This window comes from Streptomyces sp. SGAir0957 (genome assembly GCF_043523415.1).
The window spans coordinates 6,726,222-6,742,624 of record NZ_CP027293.1 but is presented as its reverse complement, the minus strand read 5'-3'; the positions used below and the strand labels follow the sequence as shown (position 1 = coordinate 6,742,624).

The 16,403-nt window shown below is 70.7% G+C and carries 16 protein-coding genes; 3 read left to right on the top strand and 13 right to left on the bottom strand.

The genetic code is table 11. The features are described from left to right. The first annotated feature begins 130 nt into the window (after positions 1–130). The 3 genes from C1N81_RS35360 (at position 131) to C1N81_RS35350 (ending at position 3,183) form a co-directional block, all read left to right on the top strand. A complete protein-coding gene (locus C1N81_RS35360) occupies positions 131–1,072 on the top strand; it encodes a 5'-3' exonuclease (RefSeq protein ID WP_394438443.1) in 942 nt (313 codons plus the stop codon). A gap of 47 nt (positions 1,073–1,119) precedes the next feature. Then, complete coding sequence (locus tag C1N81_RS35355; RefSeq protein WP_394435412.1) at positions 1,120–1,959, top strand: siderophore-interacting protein; 840 nt, start codon at positions 1,120–1,122, stop codon at positions 1,957–1,959. A 276-nt stretch (positions 1,960–2,235) separates the two neighbouring features. Beyond that, positions 2,236–3,183: a pseudouridine synthase gene (locus C1N81_RS35350; protein WP_394435411.1), complete on the top strand. Its 948-nt coding sequence runs from the start codon at positions 2,236–2,238 to the stop codon at positions 3,181–3,183. On the opposite strand, the gene C1N81_RS35345 is transcribed toward C1N81_RS35350, so the two are convergent. The 13 genes from C1N81_RS35345 to C1N81_RS35285 form a co-directional block, all read right to left on the bottom strand. Then, positions 3,177–4,709 (bottom strand): cytochrome P450, encoded by a 1,533-nt coding sequence (locus tag C1N81_RS35345; protein WP_394435410.1) that lies wholly within the window; start codon positions 4,707–4,709, stop codon positions 3,177–3,179. The genes C1N81_RS35350 and C1N81_RS35345 overlap by 7 nt on opposite strands. A gap of 126 nt (positions 4,710–4,835) precedes the next feature. Then, positions 4,836–5,486, bottom strand: coding sequence for a GTP-binding protein (locus tag C1N81_RS35340; protein WP_394435409.1), 651 nt, complete (start codon positions 5,484–5,486; stop codon positions 4,836–4,838). Further along, positions 5,467–5,925 carry a DUF742 domain-containing protein gene (locus tag C1N81_RS35335; RefSeq protein WP_394435408.1) on the bottom strand — a complete coding sequence of 153 codons (459 nt, stop codon included), beginning with the start codon at positions 5,923–5,925 and terminating at the stop codon, positions 5,467–5,469. The genes C1N81_RS35340 and C1N81_RS35335 overlap by 20 nt, the downstream gene beginning before the upstream one ends. Next, positions 5,922–6,329 (bottom strand): roadblock/LC7 domain-containing protein, encoded by a 408-nt coding sequence (locus tag C1N81_RS35330; protein ID WP_394435407.1) that lies wholly within the window; start codon positions 6,327–6,329, stop codon positions 5,922–5,924. The genes C1N81_RS35335 and C1N81_RS35330 overlap by 4 nt, the downstream gene beginning before the upstream one ends. Further along, complete coding sequence (locus C1N81_RS35325; RefSeq protein ID WP_394435406.1) at positions 6,326–8,053, bottom strand: ATP-binding protein; 1,728 nt, start codon at positions 8,051–8,053, stop codon at positions 6,326–6,328. Before C1N81_RS35325 ends, C1N81_RS35330 begins: the two co-directional genes overlap by 4 nt. Positions 8,054–8,387: 334 nt before the next feature. Next, entirely contained in the window at positions 8,388–11,198 is a 2,811-nt protein-coding gene (locus tag C1N81_RS35320; protein WP_394435404.1) for a DEAD/DEAH box helicase, read from the bottom strand. 43 nt (positions 11,199–11,241) lie between these two features. Next, on the bottom strand, positions 11,242–12,186 hold the full coding sequence (locus tag C1N81_RS35315) for a diacylglycerol kinase (RefSeq protein ID WP_394435402.1): 945 nt from the start codon (positions 12,184–12,186) through the stop codon (positions 11,242–11,244). A 42-nt stretch (positions 12,187–12,228) separates the two neighbouring features. Further along, entirely contained in the window at positions 12,229–13,197 is a 969-nt protein-coding gene (tatC, locus tag C1N81_RS35310) for a twin-arginine translocase subunit TatC (RefSeq protein WP_394435401.1), read from the bottom strand. Positions 13,198–13,258: 61 nt separating this feature from the next. Further along, on the bottom strand, positions 13,259–13,555 hold the full coding sequence (tatA, locus tag C1N81_RS35305; RefSeq protein ID WP_394435400.1) for a Sec-independent protein translocase subunit TatA: 297 nt from the start codon (positions 13,553–13,555) through the stop codon (positions 13,259–13,261). A 257-nt stretch (positions 13,556–13,812) separates the two neighbouring features. After that, positions 13,813–14,010, bottom strand: coding sequence for a G protein-coupled receptor family protein (locus tag C1N81_RS35300; protein WP_394435399.1), 198 nt, complete (start codon positions 14,008–14,010; stop codon positions 13,813–13,815). Positions 14,011–14,019: 9 nt separating this feature from the next. Next, positions 14,020–14,265 (bottom strand): hypothetical protein, encoded by a 246-nt coding sequence (locus tag C1N81_RS35295; RefSeq protein WP_394438441.1) that lies wholly within the window; start codon positions 14,263–14,265, stop codon positions 14,020–14,022. 148 nt (positions 14,266–14,413) lie between these two features. After that, positions 14,414–15,370: a helix-turn-helix transcriptional regulator gene (locus tag C1N81_RS35290; protein WP_394435398.1), complete on the bottom strand. Its 957-nt coding sequence runs from the start codon at positions 15,368–15,370 to the stop codon at positions 14,414–14,416. Between the two features lie 30 nt (positions 15,371–15,400). Continuing rightward, on the bottom strand, positions 15,401–16,354 hold the full coding sequence (locus tag C1N81_RS35285; protein WP_394435397.1) for a helix-turn-helix transcriptional regulator: 954 nt from the start codon (positions 16,352–16,354) through the stop codon (positions 15,401–15,403). Positions 16,355–16,403: the final 49 nt, after the last annotated feature.

The following is a 16,403-nucleotide window of genomic DNA, read 5'->3' as shown; positions in this document are numbered from 1 at the left end:
CCGGGTCCGCTCCGAGGCGGCGCCTGCCCGAACTTATGCACCACAAACAAAAGAGTGGTCCAGTTCACACACGGTTAACGAAACCGCACAGATACCGCACACACAGTCACTGTCAGTGCGGTACGGCATGATGCGGAACGTGACCCAGAAAACCCAGCGCCTGATGCTGCTCGACACCGCATCCCTGTACTTCCGGGCGTATTTCGGAGTCCCGGACTCCGTCAAGGCCCCGGACGGCACCCCGGTCAACGCGGTGCGCGGGCTGCTCGATTTCATCACCCGCCTCGTCCACGACCACCACCCCACGGATCTGGTGGCGTGCATGGACGCGGACTGGCGCCCGCAATGGCGCGTGGACCTCATCCCCTCCTACAAGGCACACCGGGTGGCCGAGGAGAAGCCGACGGGGACCCCGGACGAGGAGGAGATCCCGGACACGCTCTCCCCGCAGGTGCCGATCATCGAGGCGGTCCTGGACGCGGTGGGCATCACCCGCGTGGGCGTGGAGGGCTACGAGGCGGACGACGTGATCGGCACCTACACCTCCGGAGCGGCGACCCCGGTCGACATCGTCACGGGCGACAGAGACCTCTACCAACTGGTGGACGACGAGAAGCAGCGGCGCGTCCTGTACCCCGTCAAGGGCGTCGGCACGCTGCAGATCACCACCGAGACGTTCCTCCGCGACAAGTACGGGGTGGACGGCTCGGGCTACGCGGACATGGCGACCCTGCGCGGCGACCCGAGCGACGGCCTGCCCGGGGTCCCCGGCATCGGCGAGAAGACGGCGGCGAAACTCCTCGCCGAGTACGGCACTTTGGCCGGCATCGTCGAGGCGGCGAACGACCCGGCGTCGAAGCTCACCCCGACCCAGCGCAAGCGCCTGACGGAAGCGCACGACTACCTGGCGGTGGCTCCGAAGGTGGTCCAGGTCGCCACGGACGTCCCCCTCCCCGACCTCCCCACCGCGCTCCCCGGCAAGCCGCGCGACCCCGAACTCCTGGAGCACCTGGGGACACGCTGGGGCTTGGGCGGTCCTTTGCAACGCCTCCTCACCACGCTCTCCGCCTGAAGTGTTAGCTTAGGGTTACCTAACTAGCATTTCGAGGGAGACCACACATGGCCGAGCGTCCCGCACGCAAGCCCCGTAAGGCCCGCTCGGCGCAGGTCGTGCGCACCGAGCGACTGACGCCGCACATGCAGCGCGTGGTGCTCGGCGGTGAGGGACTGGCGGACCTCCCGGAGCTCGAATACACGGACCACTACGTGAAGTTGCTCTTCCCGCCGAAGGGAGAGAGCTACCCGGAGCCGTTCGACATGGAGCGCATCCGGGAGGAACTGCCGCGCGAGCAGTGGCCCGTGACCCGTACCTACACGGTGCGCGCCTGGGACCCGCAGGCCCGCGAGCTGACGCTCGACTTCGTGGTCCATGGCGACGAGGGCCTGGCCGGCCCGTGGGCGGCGAACGTCGAGCCCGGCGAGACGATCTATTTCATGGGCCCGGGCGGCGCCTACGCACCCGACGCCGAGGCGGACTGGCACCTCTTGGTGGGCGACGAGAGCGCGCTCCCCGCGGTGGCCGCGGCCCTGGAGGCGCTGCCGCAGGGGGCGAAGGCCCACGTCTTCCTCGAGATCGAGAGCGCCGAGGAAGAGCAGAAGATCGACACCCAGGCCGAGATCACCTGGCTCCACCGCGAGGGCCGCCCGGTGGGCCAGTCCCTCATCAAGGCGGTCACCGACCTGGACTTCCCCGAGGGCCGCCTGCAGGCCTTCGTCCACGGCGAGGCGGGCTTCGTGAAGGAACTCCGCCGCCATCTCCGCATCGACCGCCAGATCCCGCGCGAGGACCTGTCGATCTCCGGCTACTGGCGGCTCGGCCACAACGAGGACGGCTGGCAGGCATCGAAGCGCGACTGGAACGCCCAGGTGGAGGTGGAACAGGAAACGCAGCAGCCCTGACACGGACGGCGCAGGGCTGGGCAGCCCGGCCCTCTGATGATCTGGCCGGCCGGTCAGCCGGAGACGAGACGGAAGGGGCCGACCGGGGTATGTCCGCGCGCAGCACGGTCCACGCGGTGGCGGCGACCGTCACAAGCGGCGATGCCAGCAAGATGGCGAGCACGGACATACCCCGGTCGGCCCCGTACCCACCCCGACACCTGTCGGAGACGACGGAAAGCCGCCGGACGAACCCCGGACGGCCACCCTCCCCTCACTGCGTACGCTGACCCCGAGATGAGACACCGCAGGCGCACACCCCCCTCCCCGCTCCCCCAGCGCGACGGCATCGACGCGGTACGCGTACGACTGCCGCCGGACGGCGCCTGGGCAACGACACGCGACCACTTGATCGCCCGACTGTCCCCCGCAGGCATGACGAAGATCGACGCGATGATCGAAGAGGGGGAGATCGTGGACGCGACCGGCACCCCGATCACGGCCACCACGCCCTACACCCCGAACACCCACGTCTGGTTCCACAGGGACATGCCCACGGAGCCCAGGGTCCCCTTCGAGTTGCGGATCGTGCACCAGGACGCCCACATCGTCGTGGCGGACAAGCCCCACTTCCTGGCGACGACCCCACGCGGCAGCCACGTGACGGAAACGGCCCTGGCCCGCCTGCGCAGAGAGACAGGCGTGGAGACGCTGAGCCCGGCCCACCGCCTGGACCGCCTGACAGCGGGCTTGGTGCTGTTCGTGGTACGCCCGGAGGACAGGGGCAGGTACCAGACCCTGTTCAGGGACCGCAGGGTGCACAAGGAGTACGAGGCGGTGGCACGGCACACCACGGAACAGCCGTTTCCCCTGACGCTCCGCAGCAGGATCGAGAAGGAGCGGGGCGTACTGACAGCGCACGAGGTGCAGGGCGGAGAACCGAACGCGGAAACGAGCATCGCGCGGGAGCAGACCCGGAACACCCTGGCGCTCTACCGCCTGACTCCCCACACGGGCCGCACCCACCAACTACGGGTGCACATGAACTCCCTGGGCATCCCGATCCTGGGCGACCCGCTCTACCCCCGTATCGCGGAAGCCACGCCCCCGGACGACTACCGCAGACCTCTGCAACTACTGGCACGCACACTGGAGTTCAGGGACCCGGTGACGCACCGGGACCGCCGTTTCGTGAGCGACCGGCGGCTGGAGGCCTGGGAGTCGTACGAGACCTGGGCTCAGTAGCCGCGCCACCACCGGAGGAACCGCTGCCAGGCCCCACCGGCAGGCACCGCACCGGCCGGAGCCGCGGGAGGCGGCGGCGGAACATGGACGGGAGCGGAGACAGCGGCGGCCGGGGAAACCGGGGCAGCCGGGGAAGCCGGGGAAGTCACCTCACCCCCACCGGAGGAGACAAGCCAGTCGGGCCGGGGCGGCGGCACCATGCTGGGCCGGGCGACGACATCCTGCTGCGCACGGGCCGTGAACGACACGGGCAGCGAGACGAGGTGCTGCGAGAGGATGGTGGAGCGCCACTGCAACTGCTCCTCGTCGACGGAGAGTTCGGCGTCGGGCAGGCGCATGAGGAACGCGTCGACCCCGATGTCGGCGATGGCGCGCCCGATGTCCTGCCCGGGGCATTCGTGGGGCCCGCCCCCGAAGGCGAGGTGGGACCGGTTGCCCTGCATGTGCCGGGTCGGATCGGGCCGCACGGCGGGGTCGACGTTGCCCGGCGCGATGCCGAAGATGAGGGCGTCACCGGCGCGGACGTACTGCTCGCCGAGCTGGGTGTCGACCTTGGCGAAGTAGGCGACCATGGCGCTGAAGGGCGGCTCGTCCCAGAGGGACTGCTCGACGGCCTCGGGGACGGTCATCTGCCCGCCGTTGAGCTGGGCGCGGAAGCGCGGGTCGGTGAGGACGGTGCGCAGGACGTTGGCGATGAGGTTGGCGGTCGCTTCGTAGGCGGCGATGAGGACGAGCCGCAGGTGCTGGCCGACCTCGTCGTCGCTGAGGGCGGCGGGCGCGGCGATGAGCCGGCTGATGAAGTCGTCCTCGGGGGCGGCCCGGCGCCGGACGGTGAGCTCCATGAGGATGCCCATGATGTATTCGTTGCTGGCGATGGCCGTCTCGGTGCCTTTGATCATGTCGCGGGCGGACTGGACGAACCGCTCGCTGTAGGCCTCGGAGGCGCCGAAGACGTCGAGCATGGCCATCATCGGCAGATGCTCGGCGTACTCGCTGACGACGTCGCAGGAGCCGCGCTCGCAGAACCGGTTGATGATCTCCTGGCAGGCCTTGTTGATGGCGCGGCGCAGGCTGCGGTGGTCGATGATCTCGAGGGCGTAGGTGACGGCGCCGCGCAGCCTGAGGTGTTCGGCGCCCTCGGCCATGGAGCAGATGGGCTGCCAGCTGAAGACGGGGGCGAGGGGGTGGGTGGGTTTGACGGTGCCGTTCTTGAGGGCGGTCCAGTTGCGGGCGTCGCGGTTGAACTGGGAGGTGGTGCGGACCATGTGGAGGTTCTCGCCGTGGCCGAGGACGGCCCAGACGCGCACGTCGTCGTGGATGAGGGCGGGGGCGACGGAGCCGTGTTCGGCGCGGAGCTTCTCGTAGACGGCGGGGAGGTCGGCCTCGGCCTCGGGCCCGTAGAGCCGCCGGGCCCCGTCGGGTCCGAGCGCGTGGGCGGGACAGCCGGGCGGCGGCCCGCCGAGGGGATCCTGGAGCGGATCGCCCCCGAAGGAGGCCTGGGACGAGGAGGAGGAGGGAGACGTCACGCTGACTCCGTTGGTAAGGCGAACGGTGGGAAACCACATCGGTCTGAAGCCGCACGGGAACAGCGGCGAGCCGACGGAACGAACGAGCGGGACGAACCGGCGGAAGGAACAAGCCGGACGAACCGGTCAGACGTGCTGCAGCGCCATCTCATGCAGATACCGCATGAGGGTGAGCAGGACATCGCGGCTGGAGGCCCGCCGCCGGGCATCGCACTCGATGATCGGCACGTGCGGATCGAGGTCGAGGGCGACGCGCAGCTCGTCGACGGGGTAACTGGGCCCGTCGGGAAAGGCGTTGTTGGCGATGACGAAGGGGACGCCGCGCTCCTCGAGCCGCCCGATGACGTCGAAGCTGACTTCGAGGCGCCGGGTGTCGATGAGGACGACGGCGCCGAGGGCGCCCTCGAACAGGCCGTTCCACAGGAACCAGAAGCGTTCCTGGCCGGGGGTGCCGAAGAGGTAGAGGACGAGCTCCTCGGTGATGCTGATCCGGCCGAAGTCCATGGCCACGGTGGTGGCGGTCTTGGTGTCGGACCCGTAGTTGTCGTCGACGCCGATCCCGGCCTGCGTCATGGTCTCTTCGGTGGTGAGCGGCCGGATCTCGCTGACGGAGCCGACCATGGTGGTCTTGCCGACGCCGAAACCGCCCACGATGACGATCTTCACGGCGGAGGTGACGGTGTCGGGCATCCGGTCCTCGGCGCGCGGGCCGGGAAGGTGCGGCCCCCCGGTGGTCAGGTCCGCGGCGCCGGCGGGGTCAGAGCTTCTGTAGTCCATGCATCACCGCTTCGAGGAGGGAACGGTCCGCGACGTTGCTCCGGATGACCGGGGCGCGGGAGTGGACCAGTTCGGCCGCGAGGAGCTCACCGAGCAGCACGGTGACCACGCTGAAGGGCAGATTGAGGTAGGCCGAGATCTCGGCCGTGGACAGCGGCGTCCGGCACATGCGCAGGACGGCGGTCTGTTCGGGGGGCGTGGCGGCGGGAGGGTCGGCGCGCGCGACGATGAGGGTGACGAGGTCGAGCGTCGCGCGGTCGGTGCCGTCGGTACCGCCGGTGATGACGTAGAGCCGCTCGGGGTCCCTCGGGTCCTTGGGCCCCTGCGGGTCACGGTGTTCGGGCGCGGGGCCCTCGGAGTCGTTGGCGTACCGCCGCTCGCGCCGGGGCGGCGCCGGTTCGTCGTCGCGGAACGGGGGTTCTGGGGGGCGCGGACTCATACGGTCTGGCCGTTGCGTCGCGGCGGGCTGGTGAGGTGGGCGCCGATGCGGATGACGAGGTCACGCATCTGGTGGCTGACGAGACCCGCGTCCACATACGGATCCGCGAGGACGGCCAGGTAGGCACCCTTGCCCGCGGCCATCAGATAGAAGAAGCCGCCGTCGACCTCGATGATGACCATGTTCATCTTGCCGTTGCTCTCCGGGATCTCGGAGGCGACGGCGGAGGCGAGGGACTGGAGTCCGGCGCAGGCGGCGGCGATCCGGTCGGCGCCGTCGGGGTCGCCGCCGTACCGGGCGATGCGCAGGCCGTCCGCGGAGAGCACCACGACCTGGCGCACGTTGGGCACGCCGTCGGCGAGCTCCTTGAGCATCCAGTCGAAGTTGGCGCGTTGCTGGATCACTGGTGGTCTCCCTCGTCGGCCTGCTTGGTGTGCGCGTCGGATGTACCGCCCGCGCCGAAGGGCCCGGCGTCGCCGTGCTCGTCCGTCCGGTCGGTCTGTCCGGGCTCGTCGGGCTTGAGCCCGTTCATGAACGCCTCGACCCAGAGCCCGGGTTCGGGCTGGGGCCGCTCCTCGGCCTCCGGCTCGCCGTACGCGTTCCCGTACGCCCCGGACGGGCCCCCGTACGATCCGGACGGCTCGCCCCACGACCCCGTACCGGAGCCGTTGCCCGGCCCGCCGGTACCCGGGAAGTCGGAGGCGGGGGCAGAGCCCGACAGGTCCGGATGGCGCGGTGTCACGATGATCTGCGAGTCGACGATCTTGGTGTCGACCTTCCGGCGGCGCTGCGGCAGCCCGTTGGGCCGCCATTCGGTGACCACGGGTACGTCGTCCTCCATCGCGGGCGCGACGGGGGCGGAGTGGCGCGGGCCCGTCGTGGGCCGCCGCGTCTTCTTGAGCCGCGGCTCTTCCTTGATCGGTACGCCGTTGTGGTCGACGCGCGGTACGGCGGAGGCGCCGATGCCGTGGGCGAGGCCGGGCGCGGGCCCGGTGCTCATCATGTCGCGCGGGACGACGAGGACGGCCCGGACGCCGCCGTAGGCGGACTGCCGCAGGGAGATGTCCATGTTGTACATGGAGCAGAGGCGGCCGACGATGGCGAGGCCGAGGCGCGGGTTCTCGCCGAGGTCGTTGAGGTCGATGCCGGCCTTGGCCTTGTCGAGCATCCGCTCGGCCCGCAGGCGCTGCTCCTCACTGAGGCTGACGCCGCCGTCCTCGATCTCGATGGCGATGCCGGTCTGCACCTCGACGGCGGTGACGTGCACCTTGGTCTGCGGCGGCGAGTAGCGGGTGGCGTTGTCGAGGAGTTCGGCGCAGGCGTGGATGAGGGGTTCCACGGAGACGCCCCTGATGGCCACATCGCAGATGGCCTTCAGGTCGATGCGCGGGTATTCGAGGATGCGGGACATGGCGCCGCGCAGCACGCTGTAGAGGCGGACGGGCTGCGGCCACTGGCGGCCCGGCCGGGCGTTGCCGAGGACGGTGACGGAGTCGGCGAGGCGGCCGATCAGGGCGGTGCCGTGGTCGATGCGCAGGAGGTCGTCGAAGACCTCGGGGTTGCGGCCGTGGTCCTCCTCCATCTCGCGGAGTTCCTGGGCCTGCTTGTGGACGATGGCCTGGACGCGGCGGGCGATGGAGACGAAGGCGCGCTGTGCCGCGTCGCGCATCGACTCCTCGAGGTCGATCTCCTTGAGGGCCATGCGCAGCAGTTCGCGCTCGCCCGGGGTGGCGTCCCGGAAGGCGGGGTCGGCGTCGAAGGTGTGGCGGACGGCGTCCTTCGGGTTGTCGCCGGTGTGCATGCGGTACAGGGCTGCCGGCAGGGCTTCCTTGGCGATGCGCAGCGTCCGCCGCTCCTTGGCGTCGAGCTGCCCCTCCAGGTCGGCGACGTGCCGCGCGTACTGGGCGCGCACCCCCTTGAGGAGGCGGCCCCGCCGGACGGCCTCGGCCGCGACGGCGATGACCAGGAGCGTGCCGAGCGCGCCGCACAGGCCGACGGCGAGGCGGGCGGGCTGGGTGACCAGGCCGACGGCCGCTCCGGTGGCGGCGGCCATGACCATGGCGGGGAGCAGGAGCACGCGTGCGTAGGGGACGTCTCGGCCACCGGGAGGCGATTGAACACTCACCATGTATGCCCTCTGAACAGTCGGATCGGGGAAGTGGGGGATGCGTTCCGGGGGATCTGGGGACGATCCGCACACGGGGGAACAAACGCCCGAATACATCTCAACTCGGTGCGCTGCGGGCGAGCTTAGTCCGACCGGATCATCGCTGAGTCATATTCAGCAAGCCTCTGCACCAACGCCCACGGCAGGCATACACTCGCTCCCATTTGCACGCTGGGCATCGATTCGCACACATGGAGTAAGCGAATCCAGTACCCGAACACACGTACCTCCGGGCACGCGAAAAGGGGCCCGGGACATAAGGTCCCGGGCCCCTTTCGACGAGCCTGCCGGCGCCTCAGCCGACGGACGAGTACGCCACGACTCCTCGCAACAGTCCGTCCACGGCCTTGCGCGCATTGCGCGCCACGGTCGACGACCCGTCGTGCGGAGCCGCCGCCGCGATCTGCCCGAGCACGTCGATGACCTGCTTGCACCAGCGGACGAAGTCACCGGCCGGCATCTCCGCCTCGCGCAGCACCTCGTCGAGCCCCTTGCCCGAGGCCCACTGGTACGCGGCCCAGGCGAACCCGAGATCGGGCTCGCGCTGCCCGACCCCCTCGGCCTGGTTGATCCGGAACTCCTCCTCCAGGGCGTCGAGCCTGCCCCAGATCCGCACCATCTCGCCGAGCGCGGCCTTCGCCTTGCCCGAGGGCACCTTGGGCGCGAGCGCGTCGTCGGAGACCCGCGCCTCGAACACCAACGCCGAGACGCAGGCGGCCAGTTCGGCCGGGTTCAGGCCCTCCCAGACGCCGTCGCGCAGACACTCGCTCGCGAGCAGGTCCAGCTCGCCGTAGAGCCTGGCGAGCCGCTTGCCGTGCTCGGTGACCTCGTCACCGCGCAGGTAGTCCATCTCGGTCAGCAGCTTCACGATGCGGTCGAAGGTGCGGGCGATCGTGTTCGTCCGGCCCTCGATGCGGCGCTCCAGCTGCGCGGTGTCCCGGCGCAGCCGGTGGTAGCGCTCGGCCCAGCGCGCGTGGTCCTCCCGCTCGGAGCAGCCGTGGCAGGGGTGGGCCCGCAGCTCGGCGCGGAGCCGGGTGATCTGCCGGTCGTCGGCGGCCGGGGCCCGGCCCTTCTTGTGCCGGTCGGGCACGATGTGCCCGGCCTTGGTGCGCAGCGCGGAGGCCAGGTCGCGCCGGGACTGCGGCGAGCGCGCGTTGAACGACTTCGGGATCCGCATCCGCTCAAGGGCTTCGACGGGCACCGGGAAGTCGATCGCGGCGAGCCGCTTGACCTGCCGCTCGGCGGTCAGCACCAGCGGGCGCGGCCCGTCGTGGTGCTCGAACCCGCGGTGCCCGTTGGACCGCCCGGCGGGGATCCCGGGGTCCAGGACGAGGGCGAGGCCCGCGAACTTCCCCGTGGGGACGTGGATGACGTCCCCGGGCTTGAGCTTCTCCAGGGCGGCCGCCGCCTGCGCCCGGCGCTGCGCCGCGCCCTGCTTGGCCAGCTCGGTCTCGCGGTCCTTCAGCTCGCGGCGCAGCCGGGCGTACTCGTCGAAGTCGCCGAGGTGGCAGGTCATGGACTCCTTGTAGCCCTCGAGCCCCTCCTCGTTCTTCTGCACCTGCCGCGAGATGCCGACGACGGACTTGTCGGCCTGGAACTGCGCGAACGAGGTCTCCAGCAGCTCCCTCGACCGGTGCCGGCCGAACTGCCCGACCAGGTTCACCGCCATGTTGTACGACGGCTTGAAGCTGGACTTCAGCGGATACGTGCGGGTGCCCGCGAGCCCCGCGAGGTGCTCCGGGCTGAAACCGCGCTGCCACAGCACGACGGCATGGCCCTCGACGTCGATGCCCCGGCGGCCCGCGCGCCCGGTGAGCTGCGTGTACTCACCCGGGGTGATGTCGGCGTGCTGCTCCCCGTTCCACTTGACGAGCTTCTCGAGGACCACCGAACGGGCGGGCATGTTGATGCCGAGCGCCAGCGTCTCGGTGGCGAAGACCGCCTTCACCAGGCCGCGGACGAACAGCTCCTCCACGACCTCCTTGAACGTCGGCAACATGCCCGCATGGTGGGCGGCGATGCCGCGCTCGAGCCCTTCCAGCCACTCGTAGTAGCCGAGGACGTGCAGGTCCTCGTCGGGGATGGCGGCCGTGCGCGCCTCGACGATCTCGCGGACCTCGGCCCGCGCCTCCTCCCCGTTCAGCCGCAGGCCCGCGTACAGGCACTGCTGGACGGCGGCCTCGCAGGCGGCGCGGCTGAAGATGAAGGTGATGGCGGGCAGCAGCCCCGCCGCGTCGAGCCGGTCGATGACCTCGGGGCGGCCCGGGGTCCAGATCCGGGAGCGCTGGCGCCGCTCGCGCTCGCGGTCGGCCTCGCGCATGGCGCGCCCGCGCCGCCGGTCCTGGTAGGAGGGGCGGCTGGCCTCCATGCGCGCCATGCGCGTGAGGTCCGGGTTGACCGCCTTCTTGCTGCCCTCGCCCTCCTCGAAGAGGTCGTACATCCGGCGTCCGGCGAGCACGTGCTGGAACAGCGGCACGGGCCGGTGCTCGGAGACGATCACCTCGGTGTCGCCGCGCACGGTGTCGAGCCAGTCGCCGAACTCCTCCGCGTTCGACACGGTGGCCGACAGCGAGACCAGCGTCACGGACTCCTGGAGGTGGATGATCACCTCTTCCCAGACGGCGCCCCGGAAGCGGTCGGAGAGGTAGTGCACCTCGTCCATGACCACATAGCCGAGGTTGATCAGGGCCTGGGAGCCCGCGTACAGCATGTTGCGCAGCACCTCGGTGGTCATCACGACCACCGGCGCGTCACTGTTCACGCTGTTGTCGCCGGTCAGCAGGCCGACCTTGTCCGCGCCGTAGCGCTTGGCGAGGTCCTGGTACTTCTGGTTCGACAACGCCTTGATGGGCGTCGTGTAGAAGCACTTCTTGCCCTGCCGGAGCGCGAGGTGCACGGCGAACTCGCCGACGATCGTCTTGCCCGATCCGGTGGGTGCGGCGACCAGGACGCCCTTGCCCGCCTCGAGCGCCTGGCAGGCCTCGATCTGGAAGGGGTCGAGGCCGAAGTCGTACATCTCGCGGAAGGACGCGAGCGCGGTGGCCTGCTCGGCGGCCCGCTGACGGGCTGCCGCATACCGCTCGGCCGGTGAGAGGTCCTCTGTCATCGTGCTTTCGAGCCTACCGGCCCCCGCTGACAACGGACGATCATTATCCGGTAGGGCGTTCTCCGGAGGGGTCCTGTCCGGCCGGGCGCCGGCCGGACAGGACCCGCACGGCCCCCGGCACGCACTCGGCCACCAGCGGCAACGGCCCGACCGCCTCCCCGTCGGCGTACCCGGTGATGCCCGCGCCCGCCTCGGTGACCAGCTCCACCCGGGCCGCCCGGTAGGTGCTGACCACGGGGTGGCTCAGATGCGTCCCCTTGTAGACGCGCGGGAAGACCCGCAGCAGCGTCGTACGGGAGCACGCGCCGACCACCGTGACGTCGAAGAGGCCGTCGGCCATGTCGGCGCCGGCGCATATCCTCATGCCGCCGCCGTACGACGTGCCGTTGCCGACGGCGACGAGGGTCGCGGCGATCTCGCGCACGGAGCCGTCGTCGAGCGTCAGACGGAACGGCACCGGCTCGAACGAGGCCAGCTCCGCCACGATCGCCAGGTCGTACTTGAACCGGCCCAGCGGAAGCCGCATCCGGTTGCCGCGGTCGTTGACCCGGGAGTCGAAGCCGGAGGCGAGCACGGTGCCGAACCAGTGGCCGCCGATCCGCCCCAGGTCGATGTCGCGGATCAGCTCGCCCTTGAGGGACTCGGCGACGAGCGCGCCCGCGGCGGCCGGGGCGCGGACGGGCAGGCCGAGCGAGCGGGCGAAGTCGTTGCCGGTGCCGACGGCGACCACGCCGAGCGGGGTGCGCGTCCCGGCGACGGCCTGGAGGGCGAGGTTCACGAGCCCGTCGCCGCCGACGGCGACCAGGGCGCCCGTGCCCTCGGAGACGGCGGCACGCGCGCGTAGCAGAGCGTCCCCGGCGTCCTCACCGATGACGGTGCGCACGGAGAAACCGGCCGTCCGCAACGCGGAAGCGGCCGGCTGCGCGGCGCCCGCGCCCCGGCCGCGTCCCGCGGTGGGATTGACGAAGAGGGTGATCTCGCTGGTCACGGCCGGACCTTAACAACAGCCCGGCCGCGAACAGGGGTTACCTCAGGTCACATCGTCGTAACCGTTGATCCGGTCGGTGTCGCCCTTCGACTGCTCCGGCAGCGACCTGCTGGCCGAGACGGTCTCCACCTCGCCGATGTCCTCGGGCGTCAGGTCGAGCTCGGACGCCTCGTCGTCACCGGGTCCGGCCGCGGCCAGGAGGCGCCTGCGACGGTCGTTGAGCAGGGAGAAGGCGGTCGCCGCGAAGTACAGGACCCAGATCGGACCGGCGAGGGCGATCATGGTCAGCGGGTCGGTGCTGGGCGTCGCCACCGCGGCGAACACGGTGATGCCCATGATCATGCCGCGCCACCAGCCGAGCATCCGCTTGCCGGTGATCACGCCCGTGAGGTTGAGCATGACCAGGAGCAGCGGCAGCTCGAAGGAGAGACCGAAGACGATCACCATGCGGGTGATCAGGTCGAGCAGCTCGTCGAGCGGCAGCTGGTTGTCGATGTTCTCGGGCGAGAAGTCGAGCAGCACGCGCGCCATGGTCGGCAGCGTCTTGTACGCGAAGAAGGCGCCGCCGAGGAAGAGCGGGACGCCGGTCGCCACGAAGCCGGTGGCGTACTTCTTCTCGTGCTTGTGCAGGCCGGGCGCGACGAAGCCCCACAGCTGGTAGAGCCAGATCGGCGACGCGCCGACGACACCGGCCATCAGCGACACCTTCAGGGCGAGCGTGAAGGGCGTGATCAGGCCGTTGAGCACGATGCGGGCGCACTGCTCGTTGGCGTCCTTGTTCTCGGCGGCCTTGACCGTCAGCTCCGAGAAGGACTTGTCGCAGCCGACGGAGTCGAGGACCGGGTTCGTGAAGAACTCGATGATGTCCTTGTAGTAGAAGGCGGCGACGATCGTCACGACGAGGATGGCCAGGACGGCCTTCCCGAGCCGGTTGCGAAGCTCACGCAGGTGCTCCGCGAGCGGCATCCGCCCCTCGGGGTCCTTCTCCTGCTTGCGGGCAGACTTGAGCAACCCACGTCCTCATCTCGTGCGACAGGCCGCCGTCACTGGGGCGGCCTTCGATCAGCTCTTGTCAGCTCTTCGTCGTGTGGTTCGTCGGCTCGGACACGGGGCGCGAGCTGGTCACGTCGCCCGGGGCGGCCTGGATGGTGCGCGGGGCCGGCGGCTGCTCGTCGTTCTTCGGCGGGTCCGAGGGAGCGGCCTCCTTGTTGCCACCCTCGCTCTTCATGGCCTTGGCCTCGCTCTTGAGGATGCGGGCCGACTTGCCGAGCGAGCGCGCCATGTCCGGGAGCTTCTTCGCACCGAACAGAAGGAGGACGACCACGAGGATGATGATCAACTCGGGGGCGCCGATCTTTCCACCGAACATATGCGTTTACCTTCTCACTGAGGCGGCAGGGGCGGGACTGCCGGTACCGATCGGACTTCGGACTGGTGTCCGACCACCGTGTGCTGGCAGCGATCGTATCCCGTGGGGGTGAACACGGGGCAATCCCTGTGCGTACTCCCAGTGCGGCCGGCGCCTCACTCCCAGGCCGTGTACAGGAGCGTACCCGCCCGACCTGCGCACGGGACAGGCCGCGGCGGTAAAGCGCTTTCCACGCCCCACCTCGGGACACTCCCCGCTCAGACCGCGTCACCCCCGGCCTTCGCCACGCTCACCGCGGCCCGCTCCAGCTCCTCCGCCGCCCGATTGATCTGCTGCGTCGTGTCGGCGACCTGCCGCCCGAGGCGCTGCGCCTCGACGAACACCTTGATCGCGAAGACGGCCAGTACGGCCAGTCCCACGAACCCCAACGCCACGGCCAGCATCGCCCAGAACATGCGCCGAGCCTAGACGGTCTGGTGGAGGCGGAGCGTGCGCACCCCGCCCCCGGTGAGGAGTTCGATGATGCGCTCGCCCGCGGGCTTGCGCACCGACGTGTCGCACTCGGGGCAGGTGAACGAGTAGAAGGTGGTGCGGCGGCTCGCGCCGATCGCCAGCCGGATCGCGGTGGCGGTCAGTTCGAAGCGGGCCCGGCAGTCCGGGCAGGCGGCCTTGAAGACGACGGGCGCCGGGGCGGCGACCGTGGCGGACATCGTGGAGATATCAGTGAAACCGGCCACACCGGTCATTCCGTTGTCCACTTCGCACCTTTCATCCGTTCTGCCCCATGAGTTGTTCCGCCCCGTAAACCGTCCGGGGCCGAACTGTCCGGGGTCGGGCCCGACGTCCCCGCGCGGCCTCTCACGCGACCTCGTCGTACGCCGCCAGAGCCCGCCGCGCCGCGTCCCGCGCGCTCACCGCGAGTTCCGCGGGGGCCACGATGTGCCCGTCCCGGCCGAGCCGCAGCGCGAGCCGCCGCAGCGACGACGGGTCAGGCGTGCGCAGCGTGATCCGCAGCCCGCCGTCCGGCAGCTCCTCCGCGCTGTCGTGCGGGTAGTACTCCGCCACCCAGCGCCCGCCGGGCCCCACCTCGACGATGACCTCCGGGTCCTCGGCCGCGGGCTGCACAAGCCCCTCGGACAGGTCCCGCAGCTCCACCTCGGGCGGCGCCGCGGCCTCGTCCAGAATCCGGATCTCGGCGACCCGGTCGAGCCGGAACGTGCGCCGCGCCTCCGACCGGCGGCACCACGCCTCGACATAGGTGTGCCCGACGCTGACCAGGCGGATCGGGTCGATCTCCCGCTCGGTCACCTCGTCACGGGCGGGCGAGTAGTAGCGGATCCACAGCCGCCGCCGCTCGGAGATCGCCCGGTCGACATCGGCGAAGACCCCGCCCTCCGACTCGAACGTGACGTTCAGCCGCGCGCTCGCGCTCGCCACCTCACCGGCCGCCGCCTCCAGCTTCGCGGTCGCGCGCAGCAGGGCGAGCCGGTCGCTCTCGCGCAGCCCGGGCAGCGTCGCCACCGCTCGGGCGGCCACGAGGAGCGCCGTCGCCTCGTCGGCGGCGATCCGCAGCGGCTCGGCCACATCGTCCGCGTTGTGCCACCAGATGCGGTCGCCGTCGGTGTCGATGTCGAGGAGGTCGCCGCCGCGGAAGCTCGTCCCGCACAGCGGCAGCACGTCCAGGTCGGAGATCAGCTCGTCCTCGGTGATGCCAAAGGCCCGTGCGACGTCCTCCACGCGCGCGCCGGGGCGCTCCCGCAGATACGTCACCAGGGACAGCATCCGCCGGGTCTGGTCGATGGCGTTGGAAGCCATGCTTGTCCGTACTCCCCTTCAGTCCCGCGCTCAGCCCTTGGCCACGGCGCGCAGCCGGTCCACGACGTCGGATCGCAGCTCGGCCGGTTCCAGGACGACCACGTCGGGCCCGAACTCCACGAGCCAGGCGTCGAGCCCGTGCCCGTACGGGATCTCCAACTCGTCCCAGCCCTCGCCCAGTTCCCGCACCGACGTGGCCTTGGCGCGCAGCGGGTAGCCCGCGCCCGTGCGCAGCCTGATCCGCGCCGAGCGCGTGGCGCTCTCCCCCGCCCAGCCCGCGACGGTCTCCCGTACGGTCACCACGTCCGGCACGTCCGCCTTGAACTGGCCCGCGCGCGAGCGGACCTTGCCGGTGATCCGGGAGAGCCGGAAGACCCGCTCGGCCCGGCGCTCGCGGTCCCAGCCCGCCAGGTACCAGTGGCCGCGCCAGCACTCCAGGGCCCACGGCTCGACGTGGCGCTGCTCGGGCCGTGCGGCGGTCGCCTTGCGGTAGTCGAAGACGACGGGGCGCCGGTCGCGGCAGGCCAGCATCAGCGGCTCGAACGACGCCTCGTGCGCCGGGATCCGCGGTTCGAGCGCGCCATGGCTCTCGTACGGGTCCACGTCCTCGGGCATACCGGCGGCGCGCAGCTTCTGCAGGGCGCCGCTGGCGGCACCGGCGAGGCGGGCCTGCTGCCACACCTTCGCGGCGAGGCCGAGCGCGGCGGCCTCCTCGCCGTCGAGGGTGACGGGCGGCAGCCGGTTGCTGTCGCGGCGGGCGAGGTAGCCGACCTCGCCGTCCAGGTTCTCCACGGTGTCGATGATCAGGCCGAGCTCGCGCAGGTCGTCCTTGTCGCGCTCGAACATGCGGTTGAAGGAGTCGTCGTTGCCCGCCTCCAGGTAGGCCTCGATGGACCCCCGCAGCTCGCGCTTGCTGAGTGGCCGCCGCGTCCCGAGCAGACACAGCGCCAGATTCATCAGCCGCTCGGCCTTGGCAATGGCCATCGACGCCCTTTCCTCATGTAACTCCCGACGGACGACCGTACCGCCAGTG

Excerpts from the sequence above, each read along its gene's own strand:
- C1N81_RS35340 (WP_394435409.1), bottom strand. The coding sequence starts at position 5,486 with ATGGACTACAGAAGCTCTGACCCCGCCGGCGCCGCGGACCTGACCACC.
- C1N81_RS35300 (WP_394435399.1), bottom strand. The coding sequence starts at position 14,010 with ATGTTCTGGGCGATGCTGGCCGTGGCGTTGGGGTTCGTGGGACTGGCC.
- C1N81_RS35335 (WP_394435408.1), bottom strand. The coding sequence starts at position 5,925 with ATGAGTCCGCGCCCCCCAGAACCCCCGTTCCGCGACGACGAACCGGCG.
- C1N81_RS35350 (WP_394435411.1), top strand. The coding sequence starts at position 2,236 with ATGAGACACCGCAGGCGCACACCCCCCTCCCCGCTCCCCCAGCGCGAC.
- tatA (WP_394435400.1), bottom strand. The coding sequence starts at position 13,555 with ATGTTCGGTGGAAAGATCGGCGCCCCCGAGTTGATCATCATCCTCGTG.
- C1N81_RS35285 (WP_394435397.1), bottom strand. The coding sequence starts at position 16,354 with ATGGCCATTGCCAAGGCCGAGCGGCTGATGAATCTGGCGCTGTGTCTG.
- C1N81_RS35290 (WP_394435398.1), bottom strand. The coding sequence starts at position 15,370 with ATGGCTTCCAACGCCATCGACCAGACCCGGCGGATGCTGTCCCTGGTG.
- C1N81_RS35295 (WP_394438441.1), bottom strand. The coding sequence starts at position 14,265 with ATGTCCGCCACGGTCGCCGCCCCGGCGCCCGTCGTCTTCAAGGCCGCC.
- C1N81_RS35360 (WP_394438443.1), top strand. The coding sequence starts at position 131 with ATGCGGAACGTGACCCAGAAAACCCAGCGCCTGATGCTGCTCGACACC.
- C1N81_RS35355 (WP_394435412.1), top strand. The coding sequence starts at position 1,120 with ATGGCCGAGCGTCCCGCACGCAAGCCCCGTAAGGCCCGCTCGGCGCAG.
- C1N81_RS35320 (WP_394435404.1), bottom strand. The coding sequence starts at position 11,198 with ATGACAGAGGACCTCTCACCGGCCGAGCGGTATGCGGCAGCCCGTCAG.
- C1N81_RS35325 (WP_394435406.1), bottom strand. The coding sequence starts at position 8,053 with ATGGTGAGTGTTCAATCGCCTCCCGGTGGCCGAGACGTCCCCTACGCA.